Origin of the sequence: Enterobacter sp. SECR19-1250, from assembly GCF_013391025.1 — a bacterium.
Lineage (GTDB): Bacteria > Pseudomonadota > Gammaproteobacteria > Enterobacterales > Enterobacteriaceae > Enterobacter > Enterobacter cloacae.
Genome location: NZ_JACASJ010000011.1, coordinates 25,466 through 45,186 on the forward strand (window position 1 = coordinate 25,466; position 19,721 = coordinate 45,186).

The following is a 19,721-nucleotide window of genomic DNA, read 5'->3' on the forward strand; positions in this document are numbered from 1 at the left end:
ATGGTATTGACCGAAGTTATCAGGACAGTTATTAGTGATATACAGGTTTGAAAAATTCGGACTGCAAAAACGCTGATTTGCTGTTGTTTCACTGATATTTCATTCGTTTACCTGCAAGGCGCCATAGCTCTGTACCCTGGTTTGTCCTCGTGAGCTGAGCGGTAAGCCAAATAACAATCTGGTAACGGTGATTAACAGCTGAAAGCAAATCCGGTAAAGCGCAGTCTTAAGCATAAGGCGCTAAGGAGACCGTAAATGGCTGATACAAAGGCAAAACTCACCCTCAACGGTGGTGATGCTATTGAACTGGATGTGCTAAAAGGCACGCTCGGTCAGGATGTTATTGATATCCGTACGCTGGGTTCCAAAGGAATGTTCACCTTTGACCCTGGATTTACCTCTACCGCATCTTGCGAATCCAAAATCACCTACATTGACGGTGACGAAGGTATCCTGCTCCATCGCGGCTTCCCCATCGATCAGTTAGCCACCGAATCCAACTATCTGGAAGTGTGCTACATCCTGCTGAACGGCGAAAAGCCGACGCAGGCTCAGTATGATGAATTCAAAACCACCGTCACCCGTCACACCATGATCCATGAGCAGATTACCCGTCTGTTCCATGCGTTCCGTCGTGACTCTCACCCGATGGCGGTGATGTGCGGGATTACCGGTGCGCTGGCGGCGTTCTACCACGACTCCCTTGACGTGAATAACCCACGCCACCGCGATATCGCCGCGTTCCGCCTGCTGTCCAAAATGCCAACCATGGCAGCGATGTGCTACAAATACTCCATCGGTCAGCCGTTCGTGTATCCACGTAACGACCTCTCCTATGCCGGTAACTTCCTGCGCATGATGTTCTCCACGCCGTGCGAAGAGTACGAAGTGAACCCGGTGCTGGAACGCGCGATGGACCGTATTCTGATCCTGCACGCTGACCACGAACAGAACGCCTCTACCTCCACCGTCCGTACCGCAGGCTCTTCAGGTGCGAACCCGTTCGCCTGTATCGCTGCGGGCATCGCCTCCCTGTGGGGACCGGCGCACGGCGGTGCGAACGAAGCTGCACTGAAGATGCTGGAAGAGATCAGCACCGTTGAGCACATTCCTGAATTCGTGCGCCGCGCGAAAGACAAGAATGACTCCTTCCGTCTGATGGGCTTCGGTCACCGTGTGTACAAAAACTACGACCCACGTGCAACCGTGATGCGTGAAACCTGCCACGAAGTGCTGAAAGAGCTGGGCACCAAAGACGATCTGCTGGAAGTGGCGATGGAGCTGGAACACATCGCGCTGAACGACCCGTACTTCATCGAGAAGAAACTCTACCCGAACGTAGACTTCTACTCTGGCATTATTCTGAAAGCGATGGGCATTCCGTCATCCATGTTCACCGTGATCTTCGCCATGGCGCGTACCGTGGGCTGGATTGCGCACTGGAACGAAATGCACAGCGAAGGCATGAAAATCGCCCGTCCTCGTCAGCTGTATACCGGCTACGAGCAGCGTGATTTTAAGTCTGATCTTAAGCGCTAAAAGACGTGGGTGCGGCCTGATGCCCTCACCCCGCCCCTCTCCCACCGGGAGAGGGTGAAAACATTTAAAACGGTAACCTGAGGGTTACCGTTTTACTTTTTACCTCAGGCACCCGGGACACCAGTAAAACGGTTGTGAAGAGAGCGTTGTCTTCTCAATCACCCCACCGCACCGCTCGCACCTCTTCCCCGCCCGATGAAACACCTTAAAGCGGAACAGCGCCCCGTGATGCTTGTTGTCATCTACCACGCCGCGGGTGTTGTACGATAGCCGCGGAATATCCAGCAGCGCGTGAGAGAGCCTTTCCAGCTGATCATCCCTCAACTGCGACGCTTTGTGCTGCGGTGCCAGCCCGACCTCCCAGAGAATTTCGACGCGAAGGTAATTGCCTAATCCGGCCAGGAACGCCTGATCGAGCAGTAGCCCGGAAAATTGCCGGTTGCGGAATTTAGGGGATAACAGGCGGGCTTTGACATCGTTCGCCGTCAGACGCATATCCAGCACGTCCGGCCCGACCCGCTGTAAGAACGGGTGCGTAAGCAGTTGCTCCGGCGTTAACATTTCGATATCAGACGCGCTATACAGCAAAATCGCTTTATCCGCGGTTTGCAGCCTGACGCGCAGCACACGGGTGGTTTGCGGCTGCTCGTTGGCGTTAACCACCCGCCAGACGCCATAAAGCTGGTTGTGGCTGTATAACGTAAGGTTATGGGAGAAATGCGTGAGTAACGCCTTTCCCCGTGTTTCGATGTGGGTCACCGTTTGTCCCACCAGCGGTGCTTCAAACGGCTTCAGTTGAGGAAAAGCAAACCAGACGTCCGTCAGGGGTTTGCCTTTTATCGCCGCCTCGAGGCTATCCGCAGCGCGGCGGATCTCCGGGCCTTCTGGCATCTCTTTATCCTTATGATTTTCAGGCGCTGACGAGGATCCCCTGCTCTGCAAACGCCGCCCGTAAGCAGCGGGCAAACTGCAGCGCGTGCTCGCCATCACCGTGTAAGCATACTGTGTCAGCCTGAACGCTGGCCGTTGTACCCTCGACCGTTGTTACTGTTCCCTCGCGCACCATCTGAAGGGTCTGCGCCAGCGCCAGAGACTCATCGGTGATCAGCGCGTTGGGCCGGGAACGGGGAACCAGGGTTCCGTCGGGCTGATAGCCTCGGTCGGCAAACACTTCCTGGCGGGTGGTTAACCCCAGACGCTGACCGGCGCGAATCAGCTCGCTCCCCGCCAGGCCAACCAGGATCAGTTGTGGGTTGCAATCGAACACCGCCCGGGCGATGGCCTCTGCCAGCGCGGGGTCGTTCGCCGCCTGATTATAGAGCATGCCGTGCGGCTTCACGTGGCGCAGCGCGCCCTGCTGCGAACGCACAATCGCCTCGAGCGCGCCAATCTGGTAAAGCGTCTGGGCGTAGACCGTCTCGGGCGGGAGATCCATCGCCGTGCGGCCAAAATTCTCCCGGTCAGGGAAGCTCGGATGCGCCCCTATCGCAACACCATTTTTGATGGCGTTGCGCACGCTCGCCAGCATCGTTTGGGCATCACCCGCATGAAAACCGCAGGCGATATTCACCGAGGTGACCAGGGTCATCAGTTCAGCGTCGGCGCTGCCGCCCTCGCCCAGATCGGCGTTTAAATCAATCTTTACCATCAAGCCTCCACGCCAGTTGTTCCAGATAACGCTGCTGGTCCTGCCGCGCCTTCAGCGCCTCCTCCAGGGAGCATTGCACGAAGTGAATCGGCTGTCCGAGAGGGATTTGCGCCAGATGGTAGCGATCGGCCTCAATAATGCAGGCGATGCGCGGGTAACCGCCCGTGGTCTGTGCATCGTTCATCAACACAATCGGTTGACCGTTACCCGGTACCTGAATGACGCCGGGCAACAGACCGTGTGAAAGCAGCTCGCGGTCCGTCGTACGGGTCAGCGGCTGCCCCTGAAGACGATACCCCATGCGGTTACTCTGCGGGCTGATCTTCCACGGCGAGCGCCAGAAAGACTCCTGAGACACCTCATCAAATTCCTGATACTCCGGCCCCGGCAGGGCGCGGATCTGGTTTCCCCACAGGAGCTGTTTTACACCCTGCGCGGTTGAAAAGTGCCGCGTTGACGGTTTTATCGCCAGACGATCGCCATCGCGCAACAAACGTCCTTCGTGACCGCCAATTCCGGCTTTCTGATCGGTACTGGATGAGCCCAGCACCTCCGGCACGTCAATCCCACCGGCAACGGCAAGATAACTGCGAACCCCATGCTGAGGTCGCTTAAGCGTTAAACGTTGTCCGGCTTTTGCCCGCAGTCGCCAGCCGGTCCAGACCGCTTTGCCATCAAGCGTGGCATCGCACCCGGCGCCGGTTAACGCAAACCAGGTCTCCTGACTAAATTCAATGACACACTGCCCCAGCGTAATTTCGAGCGCAGCCGTATTGCCGGGATTGCCCACCAGCACGTTGGCAATCTCCAGTGCTGGCCTGTCCAGCGCACCACAGTAGCTCACGCCAGACTGGCGCATGCCAAAGCGACCCGCATCCTGAACAGAGGTGTAAAGCCCGGCGCGAATAAGCGTTAACATACCCCCTCCTTCTGCGGAATAAAGCGAAGGGTGTCGCCAGGACGCAGGAGGACCGGCGAGTCCTGGCCCGGTTCAAATAGTGGCATCGACGTGTGTCCGATAAGCTGCCAGCCCCCCGGCGACGCCAGCGGATAAATGCCCGTCTGTTCGCCGCCAATCGCGACGGTACCCGCCGGCACGCTCAGACGCGGCTCAGCGCGACGTGGCGTATGCAGTGCCGAAGGGAGTCCGCCCAGATACGGGAAGCCCGGCTGGAATCCCAAAAACCAGACCACATAATCAACGGAGGCGTGCAGCTCAACGACCTGTTTTTCGGTTAGCCCACTGTGTTCAGCCACCACGCCAAGATCGGGTCCCCCTGTGCCCCCATACACCACCGGGATCTCAATCGTGCGGGATTCCGGCTCCAGCGCTTCGCTCTCCTCCCACCAGCGCTGTAAACGTTCAATGGCATCCAGTGCCAGCGTATGCGGATTACGCAGCACCACGGTGATGTTATTCATCCCCGGGATCGCTTCAACCACCTCCGGCACATCCACCAGACGCTGCGTTAACCGCCAGATACGCTTTTGGGTAGCAAGGGTGACGGGCGGCTCCAGCTCCAGCACCACCGCCGTTTCCCCCAGAAGATAACAACGCGCTCGCTGCACTCAGGTACCTCTCATCAGGCCGGGTTAGGGATATCAATAAAGGTGACATCCAGATCGGTATTTTCGGTCAGCCATTCGCTCAGGGCGCGAATGCCGCCGCGCTCGGTGGCGTGGTGACCTGCCGCGTAAAAATGCAGCCCCTGTTCACGGGCTGAATGGATGGTCTGCTCGGAGACTTCCCCGGTAATAAAGGCATCAACACCAAAACGCGCGGCGCTATCGATAAAGCCCTGACCGCCACCGGTGCACCAGGCGACACGCTTCACCGTATCCGGGCCGGTATCGCCGCTCCACAGCGGGCGGCGGCCCAGACGTGCTTCAATCCAGGAGGCCAGCTCAAGACCCGGTACCGGCATCGACAGCTCGCCCCACGGTACCAGCGGCTCAATTTCACCCATCACGGTGATCCCTAACAGCTGCGCGAGCTGGACGTTGTTGCCAAGCTCGGGATGAGCGTCCAGCGGCAGGTGATAGCCATAGAGGTTGATATCATTCGCCAGCAACGTTTTCAGTCGGTTGCGCTTCATGCCGCGAACGATCGGTGATTCGTTCTTCCAGAAATAGCCGTGATGGACGATGACCGCATCGGCCTCCTGACGCACGGCTTCATCCAGCAACGCCTGACTGGCGGTCACACCGGTGATAATTTTTTGCACCGTGTCGCGCCCTTCAACCTGTAACCCGTTCGGGCCGTAGTCGCTGAAGGCACTGCTGTTCAGTTTTTCGTTGATCAGACTTTCTAGTTCGGTATTTTTCATCATGACTCTCTTACGCTTTGCGGGCCGCTTCGTACGCCGCCAGCGTGGCGACGCGCGCCTGTTTATGTTCAACAATCGGACGAGGATAATCGAGCGTTACGCCCTGTTTGTCCGCCCATGCCCACGGGTCGTGGATCGCCTTAGCGGGAACCGCTTTCAGCGCAGGCAACCAGTGGCGGATAAACGTCCCGTCCGCATCAAATTTTTGTCCCTGCGTGGTGGGATTAAAAATCCGGAAGTAAGGTGCCGCATCGGTTCCGGTCGAGGCCGCCCATTGCCAGCCGCCGTTATTCGCCGCGAGATCGCCATCGATCAGCTGAGAAATAAAATACCGCTCCCCGACACGCCAGTCGATAAGCAGATCTTTCACCAGGAAGCTGGCGGTAATCATCCGCAGGCGGTTATGCATCCATCCGGTTTCATTCAGCTGGCGCATCGCGGCGTCCACAATCGGGTAGCCGGTTTCACCCTTTTGCCAGGCCTGCAGCAGCGTCTCGTTTTGCTGCCACTGCACATTTTCGGTCCAGCGAATGAAAGGACGATGTTTACATAATTCAGGGTGATACGTCATCAGATGACGGTAGAATTCGCGCCAGATAAGCTCGTTAAGCCATACCGAACCAGCGCCCCCCTCCAGCGCCAGGGGCTGCTCTGCCAGAAGACGGTGTAAACACTGGCGCGGAGAAAGCACGCCCAGCGCTAAACAGGCTGACAACCGGCTGGTACCTTCAATGGCGGGGAAATCCCGGCGTGCCTCGTAAGCGGCCGCCCCCGTTTTGCAGAACTGGCGCAGCTGCGCGATTGCCGCTTTTTCATCAGCCGGGAATAAAGAGTGGTCATACGCCTGTTGCGGATAGTCAAACGTCAGTTCAGGCAGGTCGTTTACACACTCCCCTCGTGCGGACGGCGCGGCAACACACTCCGGCAACGCCTCTTTCAGCCGTTCGATAAATACATTTTTAAACGGCGTAAAGACCTTATACATCTCGCGACTGCCGGTCATCACACTGCCCGGCGCCAGCATGACGCTGTCATCAAATCCCTGACACTCTACATCCCCGAGGATGCGCTCAAGCTCGCGATCGCGCTGCTGTTCATTGAATTCGTACTGGTAGTTGTAAAAAAGATGCGTGACGTCGTTCTGCTGACATACCTCCTGTATCGCGCTGAGCTGAGCGGTAAAATCGCTGACCTCTTTGTAAATCAACGGAATGCCTTTTTCCGCCAGCGAACGTTGCAGGGCATTCAGATGCGAACAGAGATAAGCGGCTTGTCGGGGGGCCATATCATGCTGCTGCCACTGTCCTGGGGTAGCGATAAACAGCGCCAGCACGCGGGCGTGTTCAGAGCGACAGGCCGCCGCCAGGGCGATGTTGTCATGCAGGCGCAGATCCGCGCGAAACCAAACCAGATGGGTGGGCATAAAACTCCAGGCAATTGTCCATTATGTCCGTAAGGGCATGCCGTAAAACGAAAAAGGCACGCATTGAACTACTTTGCCATGAAGTGTAGACAGGATGAAATAAGGTAGTGGCTGTTGATGACTCAGAATAAGAAGATATGCCTGAAAACCACCCAACGAACCGCGAATCCGGAGGGACAAAAAAACCGCCACATTGCTGTAGGCGGTTTGTTTATTGCTGTGTGTAGTCTTTTTATTAGTAGAAATCACAGGTCGCTTTTTCGGCCTGATCCATCCATACCGGCTTCTCGCTGGTTTTTGCCCAGACGCGGTGCAGATAGCTGTAAAAACGTGCGCGATCTTTCCAGAACAACATCACCGGCAGGGCCAGCACGCCAGCCACTACGGCGAAAGCGCGACGCATGAACACGATATGAGCCGGATACTCTTTATAAAGATCCATATTTTTCTCCCCTGTAGTTGGCCGGAAACTGACTCCGGAAAATTCAAAAACTGTGACCTGGCTAAAATAATATCGCTTTGTTTGTAATTTTACTACTCATCCGACCACTTATTTTTAGCCGTTTAGCCAAAATTTACATTCACACCGTAATTAAGTTACAAAAAAAGTTAACGATTTACTTATCAATAGTTAAATTGTGGGCTTTGCCATTTTTATACTTTTTTTACACCCCTCGTCCTGATTTTTGCGAAATCTTTGCGCCATAAATCCTACCGTTAGCACAAATACAAATGTCACCCGGAGGTGGATTGTGAGTGCAGGCCTTATTGCCGGCATCGTGCTGGTATTCCTGTTATTGGGTTATCTGGTTTATGCCCTGATTAATGCGGAGGCATTCTGATGGCTGCTCAGGCGTTTTTGCTTATTGCCAGTTTTTTAGGGGTGTTGTTCCTGCTGGCAAGACCGCTGGGAACAGTGCTGGCAAGGATGATTAACAACGTGGCGCTGCCGGTGGCAGGTCGCGTTGAAAAAGGGATCTGGCGCGTCCTGGGCATTCGGGAGGGGGAAATGAACTGGCGTCAGTATCTGCTGGCGATCCTGCTGCTGAATATTGTCGGCCTTGTCGCCCTTTTCGCCATGCTGATGCTGCAGGGGAGCTTACCGCTCAACCCGCAGCAGTTGCCGGGTCTGTCCTGGCATCTGGCGCTGAACACGGCAGTCAGCTTTGTCACTAACACCAACTGGCAGTCCTATGCCGGGGAAACCACGCTGAGCTACTTTAGCCAGATGGCCGGGTTAACCGTGCAAAACTTCCTCTCTGCTGCCACCGGTATTGCGGTGATCTTCGCGCTCACGCGTGCCTTTGCGCGTCAAAATATCAGCACGCTGGGCAACGCATGGGTCGATCTGACACGCATCACGCTGTGGATACTGCTCCCTGCTGCCCTCATTATCGCGCTGTTCTTTATTCAGCAAGGTACCCTGCAAAACCTGCTGCCTTACGCGCCGTATACCTCTCTGGAAGGGGCAAAACAGCTTTTGCCTATGGGGCCGGTGGCCTCGCAGGAAGCCATTAAGATGCTCGGGACTAACGGCGGTGGCTTCTTCAACGCCAACTCGTCGCATCCGTTTGAAAACCCAACAGCGCTGACCAACTTTGTCGAAATGCTGGCGATCTTCCTGATCCCCGCCGCGCTCTGTTTTGCCTTTGGCGATGTTGTCAACGACCGCCGTCAGGGACGCACCCTTCTGTGGACCATGTCTCTGATCTTCGTGGTCTGCGTCGCGCTGGTGATGTGGGCGGAATGGAAAGGTAATCCGCATTTACTGACGCTGGGCGCTGACAGCGCGATCAACATGGAAGGGAAAGAGAGTCGCTTTGGCATCCTGTCCAGCAGTTTGTTTGCCGTGGTTACCACCGCAGCCTCGTGCGGGGCGGTTAACGCCATGCATGACTCCTTTACGGCGCTGGGTGGCATGATCCCAATGTGGCTGATGCAGATTGGCGAAGTGGTGTTTGGCGGCGTGGGCTCTGGTCTTTACGGCATGCTGCTGTTTGTGCTGCTGGCGGTGTTTATCGCCGGTCTGATGATTGGCCGTACCCCGGAATACCTGGGCAAAAAAATCGACGTCCGGGAAATGAAATTAACCGCGCTGGCCATTCTGGTGACGCCTGCCCTCGTGCTGCTCGGTACCGCGCTGGCACTGATGACCGAAGCCGGCCGCAGCGGCATCTTTAACCCGGGTATCCATGGTTTTAGTGAAGTGCTCTACGCCGTCTCGTCTGCGGCGAACAACAACGGCAGCGCCTTTGCAGGCTTAAGCGCCAATTCGCCTTTCTGGAACTGTCTGCTGGCTTTCTGCATGTTTGTCGGCCGCTTCGGCGTGATTGTGCCGGTGATGGCCATCGCCGGATCGCTGGTGAATAAAAAAATCCAACCGACCACCACCGGTACATTACCGACACACGGTGCGCTGTTTATTGGCCTGCTGACCGGCACCGTGTTGCTGGTAGGCGCCCTGACCTTTATCCCCGCCCTCGCGTTAGGCCCGGTCGCGGAAACCCTCTCTTTACGCTGATTTTGCGGAGAATTGTCATGAGTCGTAAACAACTGGCCCTGTTCGAACCGTCGTTAGTTCGTCAGGCCCTCATGGATGCGGTGAAAAAGCTGAGCCCGCGCGTACAGTGGCACAACCCGGTGATGTTTATCGTCTGGGCAGGCAGCGTGCTGACTACCGTCCTGGCGATTGCCATGGGAACAGGTCACCTCCCGGGCAACGCGATGTTCACCGGAGCCATCAGCCTGTGGCTGTGGTTTACCGTGCTGTTTGCCAACTTTGCCGAGGCGCTGGCGGAAGGCCGCAGTAAAGCGCAGGCCAACAGCCTGAAAGGGGTAAAAAAGACCGCCTTCGCACGTAAATTACGTGAGCCAAAATACGGCGCGCAGATGGACCACGTGCCGGCAGATGAGCTGCGTAAAGGCGATGTGGTGCTGGTGGAAGCCGGTGACATCATCCCCTGTGATGGCGAAGTCATAGAAGGGGGCGCCTCGGTAGACGAGAGCGCTATTACCGGGGAATCCGCGCCGGTCATTCGTGAATCTGGCGGTGACTTCGCCTCGGTCACGGGCGGGACGCGTATTCTCTCCGACTGGCTGGTGATCCAGTGCAGCGTCAACCCGGGTGAAACCTTCCTCGACCGGATGATCGCCATGGTTGAGGGCGCGCAGCGTCGTAAAACACCCAACGAAATTGCCCTCACCATTCTGCTGGTGGCGCTGACCATCGTCTTCCTGTTGGCTACCGCCACGCTGTGGCCCTTCTCCAGCTACGCGGGCACCGCGGTCAGCATCACCGTGCTGGTGGCGCTGCTGGTCTGCCTGATCCCGACCACCATCGGCGGCCTGCTCTCCGCTATTGGCGTGGCGGGTATGAGCCGCATGCTGGGCGCGAACGTTATCGCCACCAGCGGACGCGCCGTAGAGGCCGCCGGTGACGTGGATGTGCTGCTGCTGGATAAAACCGGGACCATCACCCTCGGCAACCGCCAGGCCTCCGAGTTTTTACCTGCCCCGGGCGTGGATGAAAAAACGCTGGCCGATGCCGCCCAGCTCTCGTCTCTTGCCGATGAAACGCCGGAAGGCCGCAGCATCGTCATTCTGGCGAAACAGCGCTTTAATCTGCGCCAGCGTGATGTGCAGAGCCTGCACGCCACTTTTGTCCCTTTTACGGCACAAACCCGAATGAGCGGTATCAACATTCAGGAGCGCATGATCCGTAAAGGTTCCGTTGATGCCATTCGTCGCCACATTGAAGCCAACAACGGCCATTTTCCACCGGAAGTGGACAATCTGGTTGAGAGCGTTGCCCGCCAGGGGGCCACACCGCTGGTCGTAGCCGAAGGGGCGAATGTGCTGGGGGTGATTGCGCTGAAGGACATCGTCAAAGGCGGCATTAAAGAGCGTTTCGCCCAGTTGCGTAAAATGGGGATTAAAACGGTGATGATCACCGGGGATAACCGGCTGACTGCCGCCGCGATTGCCGCAGAAGCGGGCGTGGATGATTTCCTCTCGGAAGCCACACCGGAAGCCAAGCTGGCGTTGATCCGTCAGTACCAGGCGGAAGGTCGTCTGGTCGCGATGACCGGTGACGGCACCAACGACGCCCCTGCCCTCGCACAGGCCGACGTGGCGGTGGCGATGAACTCCGGTACCCAGGCAGCAAAAGAGGCGGGCAACATGGTCGACCTTGACTCTAACCCGACCAAGCTGATTGAAGTGGTGCATATCGGTAAACAGATGCTGATGACACGCGGGTCATTAACCACGTTCAGTATCGCCAATGACGTGGCGAAGTATTTCGCCATTATTCCCGCAGCGTTCGCGGCCACCTATCCGCAGCTAAACGCGCTGAACGTGATGCATCTGCACTCCCCGTCTTCGGCCATTCTCAGTGCGGTGATTTTCAACGCCCTGATTATTGTCTTCCTGATCCCGCTGGCGCTGAAAGGGGTGAGCTATAAACCGCTGACGGCTGCTGCCATGCTGCGCCGTAACCTGTGGATTTACGGGCTGGGCGGGCTGCTGGTGCCCTTTATCGGGATTAAAGCTATCGACCTGCTGTTAACGCTGTTCGGGCTGGTTTAAAAGGTGAATCAAATGACGATGTTACGTCCCGCTATACTTCTGTTTATTCTGCTGTCTCTCATTACCGGTGGGCTTTACCCGCTGCTGACCACCGCGCTGGGCCAGTGGTGGTTCAAGGATCAGGCCAATGGCTCGCTGATCATACAGCAGGGTGAAAACCGCGGCTCCCGCCTGATTGGTCAAAACTTTACGGACGCCCGGTACTTTCAGGGACGCCCTTCCGCTACCGCCGATAGCCCGTATAATCCGATGGCATCCGGCGGGAGCAACCTGGCGGGCAGTAATCCTGAATTGGACAAAGCCATCGCTGAGCGTGTGGCGGCCCTGCGCAGTGCCAACCCGCAGGCCAGCCGGGAGATTCCAGTGGAACTGGTGACTGCCTCCGCCAGTGGGCTGGACTACAGCCTGACGCCTGAAGCGGTGGCATGGCAAATACCGCGCGTCGCCGCGGCCCGTCATCTGAGCGTCGAGCAGGTCAGTCAGCTGGTGGCAGCGCACACGCAAAAGCCGCTGGTCAGTTTCATTGGCATGCCGGTAGTGAATATTGTTGAGCTGAATCTGGCGCTGGACGCGCTAAGGAATAACTAAATGACCGACGAGCCCTTGCGCCCGGATCCTGACAGGCTGCTGGAACAGACAGCTGAAGCCCATCGCGGCAAGCTGAAAATTTTCTTCGGTGCCTGCGCGGGCGTCGGGAAAACCTTCGCCATGCTGACAGAAGCTCAGCGGCTTCGGGCTCAGGGGCTCGATATTCTGATCGGCGTGGTGGAAACCCACGGCCGTAAAGAGACCGCGGCGTTGTTAAAGGGGCTGGCCACGCAGCCTCCTCGCCGTATCAGCCATCGTGGCAGGCTGGTGACGGAGTTTGATCTCGACGCCGCCCTCGCCCGCCGCCCCGCCCTTATTCTGATGGACGAACTGGCGCACAGCAATGCGCCAGGCTCGCGTCACCCCAAACGCTGGCAGGACGTAGAAGAGCTACTTGAAGCCGGGATTGACGTCTTCACCACGGTGAATGTTCAGCATCTTGAAAGCCTGAACGACGTGGTCAGCGGCGTGACCGGCATTCAGGTGCGCGAAACGGTGCCGGATCCGTTCTTTGACTCCGCTGATGAAGTGGTGCTGGTGGATCTGCCGCCAGACGATCTGCGCCAGCGCCTGCATGAAGGGAAAGTCTATATTGCAGGCCAGGCCGAACGCGCCATCGAACACTTCTTTCGTAAAGGCAACCTGATCGCCCTGCGCGAACTGGCCCTGCGCCGCACCGCCGATCGCGTGGATGACCAGATGCGTGCCTGGCGCGATCTGCAAGGACAGGAACGCGTCTGGCATACGCGGGATGCCATCCTGCTGTGCATTGGTCACGGTAGCGGCAATGAAAAGCTTGTCCGTACCGCCGCCCGGCTGGCTGCGAAATTTGGCAGCGTCTGGCACGCGGTGTATGTCGAAACGCCGCAGCTTCACGCCCTGCCAGAAAACCAGCGTCGCGCGATCCTGAGTTCGCTGCGCCTGGCGCAGGAGCTGGGGGCGGAAACCGCGACCCTCTCCGATCCGCAGGAAGATAAAGCCATTCTGCGCTACGCGCGTGAGCACAACCTGGGCAAAATTGTCATTGGCCGTCGCCAGCACCGGCGCTGGTTTAGCCGCGAATCGTTTGCCGACAAACTGGCCCGGCGTGCGCCCGACCTGGATCTGGTGGTCGTGGCGCTGGATGACAAACCCACGCCGTTACCCAACCGTGCGCCAGACAGCCGCACGTTCACCGATAAATGGCGCATCCAGCTTCGCGGTTGCCTTATCGCCGTCGTGCTTTGCGCCCTGATTACCTTCATTGCCAGCCAGTGGCTGATTGCGTTTGATGCCGCCAACCTGGTGATGATCTACCTGCTCGGCGTGGTGGTGGTGGCGCTCTTTTACGGGCGCTGGCCGTCAGTCCTGGCGACAGTGATTAACGTCATCAGCTTCGATCTCTTCTTTATCGACCCGCGCGGAACGCTTGCCGTCTCAGATGTACAGTACGTCCTCACGTTTGCCGTCATGCTCACCGTCGGGCTGGTGATCGGGAATCTGACGGCAGGCGTTCGCTATCAGGCGCGTATCGCCCGCTATCGCGAACAGCGCACCCGACATTTATACGAGATGTCTAAATCGCTGGCGGTAGGCCGCACGCCGCTGGATATCGTCCAGACCAGCGAGCAGTTTATCCGCTCGACATTTAATGCCAGCAATCTGATTTTACTCCCGGATGAGCACGGTAAGCTGCGCCCGCTGACGTCGGCCACGGGCATGACGCCGTGGGATGAGGCCATTGCACGCTGGAGCTTCGATAAAGGGTTACCGGCAGGCGCAGGGACAGACACCCTCCCCGGCGTGCCGTATCAGATCCTGCCGCTGCGCAGCGCGGATAAAAATCAGGGGCTGGTCATCGTCGAGCCTTCTAATCTGCGCCAGCTGATGATCCCCGAGCAGCAGAGGCTGCTCGAGACCTTTACGTTGCTGGTTGCCAGCGCCCTGGAGCGGCTGGCGCTGACGGCCAGCGAAGAACAGGCCCGGCTGGCAAGCGAGCGCGAAAGCATTCGCAACTCGCTGCTGGCGGCGCTCTCACACGATCTTCGCACGCCTCTCACCGTGCTGTTTGGCCAGTCGGAAATTCTGACCCTGGATCTGGCGGCGGAAGGTTCAAAACACGCCCTGCAGGCCAGCGAGATCCGCCAGCACGTGCTGAACACCACGCGGCTGGTGAATAACCTGCTCGATATGGCGCGGATACAGTCTGGCGGGTTCAACCTCAAAAAAGAGTGGCTCACGCTTGAGGAAGTGGTAGGAAGCGCGCTGAAAATGCTGGAGCCCGGTCTCGGCGGACGGCATATCGCCCTGAACATGCCCGATCCCCTGACATTAATTCACGTTGATGGCCCGCTGTTTGAGCGGGTGTTAATTAATCTGCTGGAAAATGCGGGTAAATATGCCGGAGCACACGCGCAAATTGGGGTGAATGCTTCGGTGGAAGATCACACCCTGCGGCTCGACGTCTGGGACACCGGGCCCGGTATTCCTGCCGGGCAGGAAAAAGCGATATTCGAAAAATTCTCACGGGGCAATAAAGAGTCTGCCATTCCGGGGGTTGGGCTGGGTCTGGCGATCTGCCAGGCCATTATTGACGTCCATGGCGGCACCATTTCGGCGGAGAACCGCCCGGAAGGAGGTGCACGTTTTTGTGTTACACTTCCTCTGGACACCCCGCCAGAACTTGATGAATTACCAGAGGATTTGTGATCAACGTCCTGATTGTAGAAGATGAACTCGCCATTAGCCGGTTTCTGCGCGCTGCGCTGGAAGGTGACGGTCTGCGCGTTCATGATGCCGGTACGCTCCAGCGCGGGTTGATTGAAGCCGCTACCCGCAAGCCGGACCTGGTGATCCTCGATCTCGGTTTGCCGGATGGCGACGGTATCGATTTTATTCGCGAGGTGCGCCAGTGGAGCCAGATGCCCATTCTGGTGCTCTCCGCACGCACCGAAGAGTCGGATAAAATCGCCGCGCTGGATGCCGGGGCGGACGACTATCTTATTAAGCCTTTTGGGATTGGTGAGTTACAGGCTCGCCTTCGTGTGGCGCTGCGTCGCCACGGTGCCGCCACGCCTGCCGACCCGACGTACACTTTCGGTGATGTGCACGTTGATCTCGCTTCGCGACGTATTGTGCGCGGTGAAGAGGAGATCCATCTCACGCCGATAGAGTTCCGCCTGCTTGCGGTTTTGCTCAACAACCACGGTAAGGTGCTGACCCAACGTCAGCTGCTGGCTCAGGTGTGGGGACCCAACGCCGTGGAACATAGTCACTATTTACGCATATATATGGGCCACCTGCGCCAGAAACTTGAAACCGACCCCGCACGTCCTCGCCATTTATTAACTGAAACCGGTATCGGTTATCGGTTTATGCTTTGAATAACTATTCAATTTTATTTCCAATAAAAACAAACCCACCCACATAATTCCGTTTAAATAAGCCATAAGCGATAATTTTGGCTTATTTTCGCTCATTCAAAACAGAAACAACACAACCCGTTAACGCACCGTCAACAAACCAGTGTTTTGATCTGCGATATTCATCGAAAACGAATAATTATTTCTGATTTGATCGGTTAAGGGTGATCTGATTCACAGTTAATCGCTTTTTCCTGGATAAAATGACCATGCTTTCAATTACTGAAAGGAAAATGAAACATGGAAAACAATAATCGCTTGATGCCCCATATAAGGCGGACAACACATATCATGATGTTTGCCCACCGAAACTGCTTTGACTTCCATCTCTTTAATGCCCGGTAGTCCTTCGACTTCTGGCGCACCCGCTTGCAGGTTAACCTGAAAAAACTCTATTTTACAGGCCGTTGCCTGTGAAGGCGTGCGTTCATTCAATTTAATTCAGACTTATCCGCAGCCGGGCGGACTGAATCTCATTCATTAAAAAGCAACTTACTGATTTTTTATCAGCGGCCACACTTTGCTTTTTTTTCCGGACATTATCGATTTCTTTCTAGCGAGAAATCGAGGAACGAATATTGCCTTAAATAAAGAGAGAAAGATGAAAAGTTTAAAAATTGCAGCCAGCCGTGCATGCCCTGATTGCTTTACCACTCACCGTGAACTGGTAGATGTCAGCACCTCTGATTATATTGACGTCGCCGCCATTGTTCTGGCCGTGAGCGATATTTCCAGTGGCACCCTGGAAGAAATAGAAGCTACCGGGTTTGGTATTCCCGTATTTATTGCGACACATAAAGAAGAGTTCATTCCGGCTGAATATTTATCGCGCATCCACGGTGTGTTTGAGTGTTCAGAGACCAGTAACGACTTTTACGGACGACAACTGGAAGCGGCCGCGCAGAAGTACGAAACCCAGCTACGCCCCCCGTTTTTCCGCGCACTGGTCGACTACGTGAATCAGGGCAACAGCGCATTCGATTGTCCGGGGCATCAGGGTGGGCAATTTTTCCGCCGTCATCCTGCCGGTAATCAATTTGTCGATTTCTTCGGCGAAACGCTTTTCCGCTCCGATCTGTGCAACGCCGACGTGGCCATGGGGGATCTGCTGATTCATGAAGGCGCGCCGTTCATTGCCCAGCAACACGCGGCGAAAGTGTTTAATGCGGATAAAACCTACTTTGTGCTGAACGGTACCTCATCATCCAACAAAGTGGTGCTAAACGCCCTGCTCACCCCCGGCGACCTGGTGCTGTTCGATCGTAATAACCATAAATCCAACCACCACGGAGCCCTGCTTCAGGCGGGTGCCACGCCGGTCTATCTGGAAACTGCACGCAACCCGTACGGCTTTATTGGTGGGATTGATGCCCACTGTTTTGAGGAGAGCTACCTGCGCGAGCTGGTATCGGAAGTGGCGCCGGGTCGCGCGCGTGACGAACGTCCGTTCCGTCTGGCGGTGATCCAACTGGGCACTTACGATGGCACCATTTATAACGCCCGGCAGGTCGTCGATAAAATTGGTCACCTGTGCGACTACATCCTGTTTGATTCTGCCTGGGTGGGCTACGAACAATTTATTCCGATGATGGCCGACTGCTCTCCGCTGCTGCTGGAGCTGAACGAAAACGATCCGGGGATTCTGGTTACGCAGTCAGTCCATAAACAGCAGGCGGGTTTTTCGCAGACCTCGCAAATTCACAAGAAAGACCGCCATATTAAAGGCCAACCGCGCTATGTCCCGCACAAGCGCCTGAATAACGCCTTTATGATGCACGCCTCCACCAGCCCGTTCTACCCCCTGTTTGCCGCACTGGATATCAACGCCCGCATGCACGAGGGGCAGAGTGGCCGCAATATGTGGATGGACTGCGTGGTTACCGGCATTGAAGCACGCAAGCTGATCCTGGAGAACTGCCAGTTTATTCGCCCGTTCGTGCCGGAGCTGGTAGATGGCCGTCCGTGGGAAAGCTGGGACACGGCTGAAATTGCCACCGACCTGCGCTTCTTCCACTTTGTGCCGGGTGAAAACTGGCACGCTTTTGAAGGGTATGCCGAGCATCAATACTTTATCGACCCGTGCAAACTGCTGTTGACCACGCCGGGCATCAACGCCCGTACCGGCGAGTATGAGGATTTCGGCGTGCCCGCCACCATCCTGGCTAACTTCCTGCGTGAAAACAGCATCGTGCCGGAGAAATGCGATCTCAACTCGATCCTGTTCCTGCTGACCCCTGCAGAAGATATGGGCAAGCTGCAGCAGCTGGTGGCACAGCTGGTGCGTTTCGAAAAACTGCTTCAGACCGATGCGCCATTAAAAGAGGTGCTTCCGTCTATCTGTAAGCAATACCCGGAACGCTACGCCGGTTATACCCTGCGCCAGATATGCCAGGAGATGCATGAACTGTACGCCCGCCATAACGTGAAACAGCTGCAAAAAGAGATGTTCCGCAAGTCTCACTTCCCTCGCGTGATGATGAACCCGCAGGACGCAAACTATGCGTATCTGCGTGGTGAGGTTGAACTGGTCTCGCTGCGTGATGCGGAAGGCCGCATTGCCGCCGAAGGCGCCCTGCCTTACCCACCAGGCGTGCTGTGCGTGGTTCCGGGTGAAGTCTGGGGAGGCTCCGTCCTGCGCTACTTTGCCGCGCTGGAAGAGGGTATCAACCTTTTACCGGGCTTCGCACCGGAACTACAGGGTGTGTACGTTGAAGAGTGCGATGGACGCAAACAGGTTCGCTGTAACGTCATCAAACAACCCGCCGCTCAGCCCGCGCTGCTGAAAGGAGAAAAATTATGAGTAAGTCCAACAAGATGGGCGTGGTGCAGCTGACCATCCTCACCATGGTCAACATGATGGGGTCAGGGATTATTATGCTGCCCACCAAACTTGCCGAGGTGGGTACTATTTCGATTATCTCCTGGCTGGTAACCGCGGTCGGCTCCATGGCGCTGGCATGGGCATTTGCCAAATGCGGAATGTTCAGCCGCAAGTCAGGCGGGATGGGCGGCTACGCCGAATACGCCTTCGGCAAATCTGGCAACTTTATGGCTAACTACACCTATGGCGTGTCGCTGCTGATCGCCAACGTGGCGATTGCCATCTCCGCCGTGGGTTACGGTACGGAGCTGTTTGGTGCCACGCTCAGCCCGGTGCAAATTGGGCTGGCGACCATCGGCGTACTGTGGATCTGCACCGTGGCCAACTTTGGCGGCGCGCGCATCACCGGCCAGCTGAGTAGCATCACCGTCTGGGGCGTGATTATCCCGGTTGTGGGGCTGTGCATCATCGGCTGGTTCTGGTTCAGTCCGACCCTGTACGCGAACTCCTGGAACCCGCACCATGTGCCGTTCTTTTCCGCTGTGGGGTCCTCTATCGCCATGACGCTGTGGGCCTTCCTCGGTCTGGAATCCGCCTGCGCAAACGCGGAAGTGGTAGAGAACCCGGAAAAGAACGTCCCGATTGCCGTTCTTGGCGGAACGCTGGGCGCGGCGGTGATCTATATCGTCTCCACTAATGTTATTGCCGGTATCGTACCGAACATGGATTTGGCGAACTCCACCGCACCGTTTGGGCTGGCCTTCGCGCAGATGTTCACCCCGGAAGTCGGGAAAGTGATCATGGGGCTGATGGTCATGTCCTGTTGCGGTTCACTCCTCGGCTGGCAGTTCACCATCGCGCAGGTGTTTAAATCTTCGGCTGACGAAGGTTACTTCCCGAAAATCTTCTCCCGCGTGACCAAAGCCGATGCGCCGGTGCAGGGCATGCTGGCGATTGTCATCTTCCAGAGCGGGTTATCGCTGATGACCATTAGCCCATCCCTGAACAGCCAGTTCAACGTGCTGGTCAACCTGGCGGTGGTGACAAATATCATTCCATATATTCTGTCGATGGCGGCGCTGGTGATCATTCAGAAGGTGGCGAAAGTCGATCCCCGTAAAGCACGGGCGGCCAATATTGTGGCGCTGATTGGGGCGATTTACAGCTTCTATGCGCTCTACTCATCCGGCCAGGAGGCGATGCTTTATGGTGCGATGGTGACCTTTATGGGCTGGACGCTGTACGGGCTGGTCTCACCGCGGTTTGAATTGAAGAATAAACATAGTTAGGTAAAAGCAAAACGGCAACCCAGGGGTTGCCGTTTTTCGTGTTTTCACCCTCTCCCTGTGGGAGAGGGCCGGGGTGAGGGCATCAGCCCGCACCAAAC

At 56.6% G+C, this 19,721-nt stretch carries 17 protein-coding genes; 10 read left to right on the top strand and 7 right to left on the bottom strand.

All coding sequences use genetic code 11. The annotated features are described in order from the left end of the window. Positions 1-255 precede the first annotated feature (255 nt). Positions 256-1,539: a citrate synthase gene (locus HX884_RS04770; protein WP_020684964.1), complete on the top strand. Its 1,284-nt coding sequence runs from the start codon at positions 256-258 to the stop codon at positions 1,537-1,539. Between the two features lie 99 nt (positions 1,540-1,638). Here HX884_RS04770 and nei read toward each other — a convergent pair whose 3' ends face one another. From nei to HX884_RS04805, 7 genes are all read right to left on the bottom strand, one after another. Continuing rightward, the gene (gene nei, locus HX884_RS04775; RefSeq protein WP_178327779.1) at positions 1,639-2,430 is read right to left on the bottom strand and encodes an endonuclease VIII; all 792 of its coding nucleotides are present in this window, start codon (positions 2,428-2,430) and stop codon (positions 1,639-1,641) included. 19 nt (positions 2,431-2,449) lie between these two features. Then, positions 2,450-3,187: a 5-oxoprolinase subunit PxpA gene (gene pxpA / locus HX884_RS04780; protein WP_178327780.1), complete on the bottom strand. Its 738-nt coding sequence runs from the start codon at positions 3,185-3,187 to the stop codon at positions 2,450-2,452. Continuing rightward, entirely contained in the window at positions 3,174-4,106 is a 933-nt protein-coding gene (pxpC, locus tag HX884_RS04785; RefSeq protein WP_013097548.1) for a 5-oxoprolinase subunit PxpC, read from the bottom strand. Before pxpC ends, pxpA begins: the two co-directional genes overlap by 14 nt. Further along, the gene (pxpB, locus tag HX884_RS04790; protein ID WP_023621133.1) at positions 4,100-4,756 is read right to left on the bottom strand and encodes a 5-oxoprolinase subunit PxpB; all 657 of its coding nucleotides are present in this window, start codon (positions 4,754-4,756) and stop codon (positions 4,100-4,102) included. The genes pxpC and pxpB overlap by 7 nt, the downstream gene beginning before the upstream one ends. A 14-nt stretch (positions 4,757-4,770) precedes the next feature. Beyond that, a complete protein-coding gene (locus tag HX884_RS04795) occupies positions 4,771-5,514 on the bottom strand; it encodes a type 2 GTP cyclohydrolase I (RefSeq protein ID WP_023621132.1) in 744 nt (247 codons plus the stop codon). A gap of 10 nt (positions 5,515-5,524) precedes the next feature. Continuing rightward, positions 5,525-6,937 carry a deoxyribodipyrimidine photo-lyase gene (gene phrB / locus HX884_RS04800; protein ID WP_178327781.1) on the bottom strand — a complete coding sequence of 471 codons (1,413 nt, stop codon included), beginning with the start codon at positions 6,935-6,937 and terminating at the stop codon, positions 5,525-5,527. 235 nt (positions 6,938-7,172) lie between these two features. Next, entirely contained in the window at positions 7,173-7,379 is a 207-nt protein-coding gene (locus HX884_RS04805; protein WP_013097552.1) for a YbfA family protein, read from the bottom strand. 310 nt (positions 7,380-7,689) lie between these two features. Between HX884_RS04805 and kdpF the strand changes: the two genes are divergently transcribed. From kdpF to potE, 9 genes are all read left to right on the top strand, one after another. Continuing rightward, complete coding sequence (gene kdpF / locus HX884_RS27145) at positions 7,690-7,779, top strand: K(+)-transporting ATPase subunit F (RefSeq protein WP_014069365.1); 90 nt, start codon at positions 7,690-7,692, stop codon at positions 7,777-7,779. Beyond that, on the top strand, positions 7,779-9,458 hold the full coding sequence (kdpA, locus tag HX884_RS04815; RefSeq protein WP_178327782.1) for a potassium-transporting ATPase subunit KdpA: 1,680 nt from the start codon (positions 7,779-7,781) through the stop codon (positions 9,456-9,458). Before kdpF ends, kdpA begins: the two co-directional genes overlap by 1 nt. 17 nt (positions 9,459-9,475) lie before the next feature. Next, on the top strand, positions 9,476-11,524 hold the full coding sequence (gene kdpB, locus HX884_RS04820) for a potassium-transporting ATPase subunit KdpB (RefSeq protein ID WP_029883015.1): 2,049 nt from the start codon (positions 9,476-9,478) through the stop codon (positions 11,522-11,524). A gap of 12 nt (positions 11,525-11,536) precedes the next feature. Beyond that, positions 11,537-12,112, top strand: coding sequence for a potassium-transporting ATPase subunit KdpC (gene kdpC / locus HX884_RS04825; RefSeq protein ID WP_013097555.1), 576 nt, complete (start codon positions 11,537-11,539; stop codon positions 12,110-12,112). Continuing rightward, positions 12,113-14,800 carry a two-component system sensor histidine kinase KdpD gene (gene kdpD, locus HX884_RS04830; protein ID WP_013097556.1) on the top strand — a complete coding sequence of 896 codons (2,688 nt, stop codon included), beginning with the start codon at positions 12,113-12,115 and terminating at the stop codon, positions 14,798-14,800. After that, positions 14,797-15,474 (top strand): two-component system response regulator KdpE, encoded by a 678-nt coding sequence (gene kdpE / locus HX884_RS04835; RefSeq protein WP_013097557.1) that lies wholly within the window; start codon positions 14,797-14,799, stop codon positions 15,472-15,474. The genes kdpD and kdpE overlap by 4 nt, the downstream gene beginning before the upstream one ends. 279 nt (positions 15,475-15,753) lie before the next feature. After that, positions 15,754-15,858: a leader peptide SpeFL gene (gene speFL, locus HX884_RS04840; protein ID WP_003858645.1), complete on the top strand. Its 105-nt coding sequence runs from the start codon at positions 15,754-15,756 to the stop codon at positions 15,856-15,858. A gap of 256 nt (positions 15,859-16,114) precedes the next feature. After that, positions 16,115-18,313 (top strand): ornithine decarboxylase SpeF, encoded by a 2,199-nt coding sequence (gene speF, locus HX884_RS04845; protein WP_178327783.1) that lies wholly within the window; start codon positions 16,115-16,117, stop codon positions 18,311-18,313. Beyond that, entirely contained in the window at positions 18,310-19,623 is a 1,314-nt protein-coding gene (potE, locus tag HX884_RS04850; protein ID WP_013097559.1) for a putrescine-ornithine antiporter, read from the top strand. The genes speF and potE overlap by 4 nt, the downstream gene beginning before the upstream one ends. The last annotated feature ends 98 nt before the right edge of the window (positions 19,624-19,721 follow it).

What these genes read in the sequence shown, in the direction of transcription:
- HX884_RS04770 (WP_020684964.1), top strand. Translation starts at nt 256, where the DNA reads ATGGCTGATACAAAGGCAAAACTCACCCTCAACGGTGGTGATGCTATT.
- nei (WP_178327779.1), bottom strand. Translation starts at nt 2,430, where the DNA reads ATGCCAGAAGGCCCGGAGATCCGCCGCGCTGCGGATAGCCTCGAGGCG.
- pxpA (WP_178327780.1), bottom strand. Translation starts at nt 3,187, where the DNA reads ATGGTAAAGATTGATTTAAACGCCGATCTGGGCGAGGGCGGCAGCGCC.
- pxpC (WP_013097548.1), bottom strand. Translation starts at nt 4,106, where the DNA reads ATGTTAACGCTTATTCGCGCCGGGCTTTACACCTCTGTTCAGGATGCG.
- HX884_RS04795 (WP_023621132.1), bottom strand. Translation starts at nt 5,514, where the DNA reads ATGAAAAATACCGAACTAGAAAGTCTGATCAACGAAAAACTGAACAGC.
- phrB (WP_178327781.1), bottom strand. Translation starts at nt 6,937, where the DNA reads ATGCCCACCCATCTGGTTTGGTTTCGCGCGGATCTGCGCCTGCATGAC.
- HX884_RS04805 (WP_013097552.1), bottom strand. Translation starts at nt 7,379, where the DNA reads ATGGATCTTTATAAAGAGTATCCGGCTCATATCGTGTTCATGCGTCGC.
- kdpA (WP_178327782.1), top strand. Translation starts at nt 7,779, where the DNA reads ATGGCTGCTCAGGCGTTTTTGCTTATTGCCAGTTTTTTAGGGGTGTTG.
- kdpB (WP_029883015.1), top strand. Translation starts at nt 9,476, where the DNA reads ATGAGTCGTAAACAACTGGCCCTGTTCGAACCGTCGTTAGTTCGTCAG.
- kdpC (WP_013097555.1), top strand. Translation starts at nt 11,537, where the DNA reads ATGACGATGTTACGTCCCGCTATACTTCTGTTTATTCTGCTGTCTCTC.
- kdpD (WP_013097556.1), top strand. Translation starts at nt 12,113, where the DNA reads ATGACCGACGAGCCCTTGCGCCCGGATCCTGACAGGCTGCTGGAACAG.
- speFL (WP_003858645.1), top strand. Translation starts at nt 15,754, where the DNA reads ATGGAAAACAATAATCGCTTGATGCCCCATATAAGGCGGACAACACAT.
- speF (WP_178327783.1), top strand. Translation starts at nt 16,115, where the DNA reads ATGAAAAGTTTAAAAATTGCAGCCAGCCGTGCATGCCCTGATTGCTTT.
- potE (WP_013097559.1), top strand. Translation starts at nt 18,310, where the DNA reads ATGAGTAAGTCCAACAAGATGGGCGTGGTGCAGCTGACCATCCTCACC.